Raw genomic sequence first — 6196 nt, 5'->3', positions numbered from 1 at the left:
CACGCCGGACATGCTGACCCTGGTGGCGCTGGATGAGGATGAGATTGCACGCATTGCCGCTGCGGTGCCCGGTGGCGCAGCCAACATCCAGGACATCTACCCGCTGGCGCCGTTGCAGGAGGGAATTTTGTTCCACCACCTGCTGCAGTCCGGGGGCGATGTGTTTGTCTCGCCCAACCTGCTGAGCTTCGGGGCGCGCGAGCAGCTGCAATCCTTCGTGCACAGCCTCAACCAGGTGATTGCGCGCCATGACATCCTGCGCACGGCCGTGCTCTGGGAGGGGCTGTCCGAGCCCGTGCAGGTGGTGCTGCGCCAGGCACCGCTGCAGCTGCAGTGGCCTGATGCGGATGAGGCGCATGGGTCGCATGAGGCACATGGGGCACATGAGGCGTTGGTGCCGCAGATGCTGGAGCAACTGCGCAGCCACGACCTGCGCCTGGACGTGCGGCAGGCGCCGATGATAGGGGCGCGGGCCGCGCACGATGCCGGGCAAGGCCGCTGGCTGCTGCAGCTGCTGAGTCACCACCTGGTGATGGACCGCATCACGCTGGACCTGCTGCTGCAGGAAGTGCTGCGGCTTCAGCAGGGCCGCGTGGCCGAGCTGCCGGTGCCTGTGCCCTTCCGGCGCTTTGTGGCGCAGGCGCGCCAGGGCGTGGCGGCCGAGGCGCACGAGCGGTTCTTCCGCCGCATGCTGGCCGATGTGCAGGAGCCCACGGCCGCCTTCGGCCTGCTGGATGTGCAAGGCGATGGCCGTGGCATGGAGGAGGCCCGCCTGCGGTTGGACACACCGCTGGCCGAGGGCATGCGCCGCCAGGCGCGTGCGCACGGCGTCAGCCCCGCCGCGCTCTGCCACCTGGCCTGGGCGCTGGTGCTGGCCCGGACCAGCGGCAGGCAGGAGCCGGTCTTCGGCACCGTGCTGATGGGCCGCATGGACGGCGGCGCCGGTGCGCAGCAGGCGCTGGGCATGTTCATCAACACCTTGCCGCTGCGCCTGCCGCTGGGCGAAGGCAGCGTGCTCCAGGGCCTGCGCCGCACCGCGGCGGCGCTTGCGGCGCTGCTGCAGCACGAGCATGCCAGCCTGTCGCTGGCCCAGCGCTGCAGCGGCCTGCCTGCGGGAACGCCGCTGTTCAGCGCATTGCTGAACTACCGGCATGGCGCGGCCGAGGGCGCTGCGCAAGAGCTGGCCCGGGCCGGCGTGCAGGTGCTGGGCCGCCCCGAGCGCAGCAACTATCCCGTGGGCATGGCCGTGGATGACGACGGCCAGGGCTTTGTGCTCGTCGCCCAGGTGGTTTGCAGCGTAGGGGCCGGGCGCGTCTGCGCCTACATGCAGCAGGCCCTGCAGGCGCTGGTGCAGGCGCTGCAGCAGCAGCCCGGCCGCGACCTGCGCACGCTGGACGTGGTGCCCCCGGCCGAGCGCCAGGCGCTGCTGGCGCAGGCCTGCAACCCCCGGTCCTGGCCGCAGGCCTTGCCGGTGCACCGCATGTTCGAGGCGCAGGCAAGGCAGCGGCCCCAGGCCCCGGCGCTGACCGCGGACGGGCAGGTGTTCAGCTACGGCGATCTGGACCGGCGGGCCAGCCGCCTGGCGCAGGCCCTGATCGCCCAGGGGCTGCGGCCCGGGCAGCGCGTGGGCCTGGTGGCCGAGCGCGGGGCCGCCATGGTGGCCGGCCTGCTGGCCATCCTCAAGGCGGGCGCTGCCTACGTGCCCGTCGATCCGGCCCTGCCCGATGAGCGCATGCAGTACATGCTGCAGGACAGCGGGGCCTGCCTGGTGCTGGCCTCGGGCCTGGCGCCGGGCCGGCTGGCCGTGCTCGCCGCCAGCGTGCCGAAGGTGCTGGAGCTGGAGGAGCTGGAGGCGCCGGAGGTACTGGAGGCAAGGGAGCCAGGGCCGCCGGCAGGCACTGAACGCGCGCCCCGCGTCGAGGTGCATGGCGACCAGGCCGCCTATGTGATCTACACCTCGGGCTCCACCGGCCGGCCCAAGGGCGTGGTGGTGCGGCATGCGGCCTTCTCCAACTTCCTGCAGTCCATGGCGGCACAGCCGGGCCTGCAGGCGCAGGACGTGGTGCTGGCCACGACCTCCGTGTCCTTCGACATTGCGGGCCTGGAGATCTTCCTGCCCCTGGCCGTGGGCGCGCAGCTGGTGGTGGCCGGGCGCGAACAGGTGCGCGACGCGGCCGCGCTGGCGGCGCTGCTGGAGCGCAGCCGCGCCAGCGTGATGCAGGCCACGCCCTCGGGCTGGCGCCTGCTGCTGGCCGGTGGCTGGAAGGCGGCACGGCCGCTGAAGGCGCTGTGCGGCGGCGAGGCGCTTGCGCCGGACCTGATCGCCCTGCTGCGCGCGGCGGGCGTGGACCTCTGGAACCTCTACGGCCCGACCGAGACCACGATCTGGTCCAGCCTGCAGCAGGTGCAGGGCGATGCCGCCACGCTGGGCCAGGCCATCGCGGCCACCCGGCTGCTGGTGCTTGACGAAGGACTGCGCTGCGTGCCGCAAGGCGTGGCCGGGGAGCTGTTCATTGGCGGCCAGGGCCTGGCGCGCGGCTACTGGCAGCGGCCGGGCCTGAGCGCAGAGCGTTTTGTGGCCGATCCTTTCGCGGGACCGGACGCGGCTGGCGAACGCCTGTACCGCACGGGCGACCTGGTGCGCCGCAATGCCGATGGCGCGCTCGAATACCTGGGCCGGCTGGACCACCAGGTCAAGATCCGCGGCCACCGCATCGAGCTGGGCGAGGTGGAGGCCGCACTGCTGGCCCAGCCCGAGGTGCGCGAGGCCGTGGTCACGGCAGCGGGGTCCGGCAGTGATACGCGCCTTGTGGCGCACGTATCTCTACATGCATCGCTACATGCACCGCTGCATGCAGGCCCTCCCCTGGACGCTGCGGCACTGCGCGCAAGACTGGCCAGCGGCCTGCCCGACTACATGCTGCCGTCCGCCATCGTGGTGCTGGACACGCTGCCGCTGAACAACAGCGGCAAGGTGGACCGTGCCGCGCTGCCTGCGGCGCAGGCACCGGCCGGCCAGTCCTACGAGGCGCCCTCGGGGCAGGCCGAGGAAATGCTGGCCGGGCTCTGGTCCGAGCTGCTGGGCGGTGGCCGCGTGGACCGCCGCGACAGCTTCTTCGAGCGCGGCGGGCACTCGCTCAAGGTGGTGCAACTGCTGGCGCGGCTGCAGGGGGCAGGCGCTGCGGGGCTGACCGCCCAGGACGTTTTCCGCACCCCGGTGCTGCAGGACATGGCGGGCCTGGTGCGCCTGCCAGCCCATGGCAGCGCGGATGCTGCGGGTGCAACAGGCACGACAGGCGCGGATGCGCAGGCGCTCGATGCGCTGGATTCCTTTCTCGAAACTCTGGGAGATATCTGATGGACCGTGGCCGCCTGCGCCAAATCGCCGAGCGCTTTGCAAGCCTGAGCCCTGCCCAGCGCACGCTGGCATTGCAAAAGATCCGGGCCGAGGGACTGGATCTCTCGCATTTCCCCATCCCCGTGCGCGCACCCTCGTCCGACCAGACCGAAGCCCTGTCCCATGCGCAGCTGCGCCAGTGGTTCCTGTGGAAGCTGGACCCGCAAAGCTCGGCCTACCACATCGCCCAGGCCTCGTGGATGCATGGCGAGCTGGATCTGGCGGCCTTGCGGCAGGCGTTCGGCGTGCTGCTGGAGCGCCACGGCGGACTGCGCACGGTGTTCGAGGAAAGCCCCGACGGCCTGGCGCGGCAGCGCATCGTGCCGCAGCTGGCCCTGGAGTTGCCGCTGATCGACCTCAGCTCCCTGCCTGCCTCACAGCGGCGCGAGCGGGCCCTGGCCGAAGCCGAGCGCCTGTGCCTCACGCCCTTTGACCTGACGCGCGGACCGCTGCTGCGCGTGGCCGCCGTTCGCCTGGACAGCCGCCAGCACCTGCTGGTGGTGGTGATGCACCACATCATCTCCGACGGCCGCTCCATGCAGATCCTGCTGGAGGAGTTCGCCGGCCTGTACGCGGCACTGGTGCAGCAGCGCCCGACCCGCCTGCCGCCGCTGCCCATTGCCTACACCGACTACGCCGCCTGGCAGCGCGACTGGCTGGAGGCCGGGGAAAGGCAGCGCCTGCTGGACTACTGGCTGCCCGAGCTGGCCGGGGGGCAGGACCTGCATCTGGAGCTGCCCGCCGACCATGCCCGCGCGCCGGGCGCCGAGACCCGCTGGCATGCCGCCTGGCACCGGCTGGAGCTGCCCGCCAGCCTGGTGGCCGGACTGGAGCAGCGCGCCCGCGAGCAGAGTACCTCCCTCTTCGTGGCGCTGCTGGCCGGGTTCCAGGCCCTGTTGCACCGCTATACCGCCGAGACCGATATCCGCGTGGGCGTGCCCGTGGCCAACCGCAACCAGCCCGAGGCCGAGCCGCTGGTCGGCTTCTTCGTCAACACGCTGGTGATGCGTGGCCGGCTCGATCCCCGCATGCGCCTGCAGGAGCTGCTGGCCCAGCTGGCCGAGCGGGTCCGCCTGGTCCTGGCCCACCAGGACCTGCCCTACGAGCAACTGGTCGAGGCGCTGCAGCCGCGCCGCAGCCTGGACGGCAGCTCGCTGTTCCAGGTGATGCTGAACTACCAGCACGAAGAGGCGGCCGGCCTGGCGGGCCTGGAGATCCAGAAGCTGGAGCTGGACGGCCTGGCCGCCCAGTTCGAGCTGACCCTGCACGCCAGCCGCCGCGCCAACGGCAGCCTGCAGCTGGGCTTTGCCTATGCGCGCGAGCGCTTCGAGCCGGCCACGGTGCAGCGCATGGGCGCGCATCTGTCGCTGCTGCTGCAGGCGCTGGCGCATGCGCCGCAGTGCGCGCTGGACCAGGTGCAACTGCTGCCCGGCGATGAGCAGGCGCAGCTTCTGGACCGCAGTGCGCGCCGCAGTACACGCAATGGACCTGCCCTCAACCCTGCGCAGCCCGCCTGCCTGCACCAGCGCTTTGCGGCAAGCGCGCAGCAACGGCCGGATGCGATGGCGTTGACCTGCGAGTCCGCACGACTGACCTACGCCGAACTCGACGCCCAGGCCAACCGCCTGGCCCGCCGCCTGATCGCCCTGGGCGTGCGCCCGGAGACGCGCGTGGGCATTGCCATGCAGCGCTCGGTGGAGATGGTGGTGGGACTGCTGGCCATCCTCAAGGCCGGTGGCGCCTATGTGCCGCTGGACCCGGACTACCCGGCGGATCGTCTGGCACATATGGTCGAGGACAGCGGCATTGCCCTGGTGCTGACGCAGGCTGCTGTTCGCGAGCGCATTCCCGGCGCTGCTGCGCTGCAGGTGCTGGAGATCGACACGCTGGACCTGTCGGGCGAACCCGGTACCGATCCGCAGGTTGAAGTCTCGGCCGACAGCCTGGCCTATGTGATCTACACCTCGGGCTCGACAGGCAAACCCAAAGGCGCGCAACTGAGCCACCGCAACGTGGCACGGCTGCTGGATGCCACCGATGCCTGGTTCGGCTTCGGGCCTGACGATGTCTGGACCCTGTTCCATTCCTACGCCTTCGACTTCTCGGTATGGGAGATCTTCGGCGCGCTGTGCACGGGGGGCAGGCTGGTGGTGGTGCCGTACTGGGTCAGCCGCTCGCCCCAGGACTTTCTGGCTTTGCTGCGTGCCGAGCGCGTAACGGTTCTCAATCAAACGCCCTCGGCCTTCGGGCAGCTGGTCCATGCCGTGGATCAGGACGAAGAAGGCGGCGCTGGCCTGTCCCTGCGCCAGGTGATCTTCGGCGGCGAGGCGCTGGAGCCCGAGAGCCTGCGGCCCTGGTTTGACCGCTTCGGTGACCAGAGCCCCCAACTCATCAACATGTACGGCATCACCGAGACCACGGTGCATGTGACGTACCGGCAGATCACCGAGGCGGATTTGGACGGAGGCCGCAGCCCCGTTGGCGTGGCGATACCCGACCTGGGCCTGTATGTGCTGGACGGCAGCCTGAACCTGCTGCCGCAGGGTGTGGCCGGGGAGCTGTACGTGGCGGGCGAAGGACTGGCACGCGGCTATCTCAACAGGCAAGGGCTGACGGCAGAGCGCTTCATTGCCAACCCGTTCAGCGAGACGGGCGAGCGCCTGTACCGCACAGGCGATCTGGTGCGCTGGAACGCTCAGGGCGAACTCGAATACCTGGGCCGTGCCGACCAGCAGGTCAAGATCCGGGGCTTCCGCATCGAGCTGGGCGAGGTGCAGTCGCAGCTGCTGGCCCAGCCTG

The 6196-nt window shown here is 70.8% G+C and carries 2 protein-coding genes; both read left to right on the top strand.

Features of this window, described 5'->3' with window-relative positions; translation table 11 throughout:
- Positions 1-3358 (top strand): amino acid adenylation domain-containing protein (locus ACM14_RS29895; protein ID WP_254662165.1); only part of this gene is annotated, 3358 nt, incomplete at its 5' end.
- Positions 3358-6196, top strand: a 2839-nt coding sequence (locus tag ACM14_RS29890) for an amino acid adenylation domain-containing protein (protein WP_139093531.1), incomplete at its 3' end; no start/stop codon positions are given. The genes ACM14_RS29895 and ACM14_RS29890, both read left to right, overlap by 1 nt.

Origin of the sequence: Delftia sp. JD2 (assembly GCF_001682645.1) — a bacterium.
Taxonomy (GTDB): Bacteria; Pseudomonadota; Gammaproteobacteria; order Burkholderiales; family Burkholderiaceae_C; genus Comamonas; species Comamonas acidovorans.
Note: the sequence above shows the minus strand (reverse complement) of the source record. Positions and strands in the feature narration are given on the sequence as shown.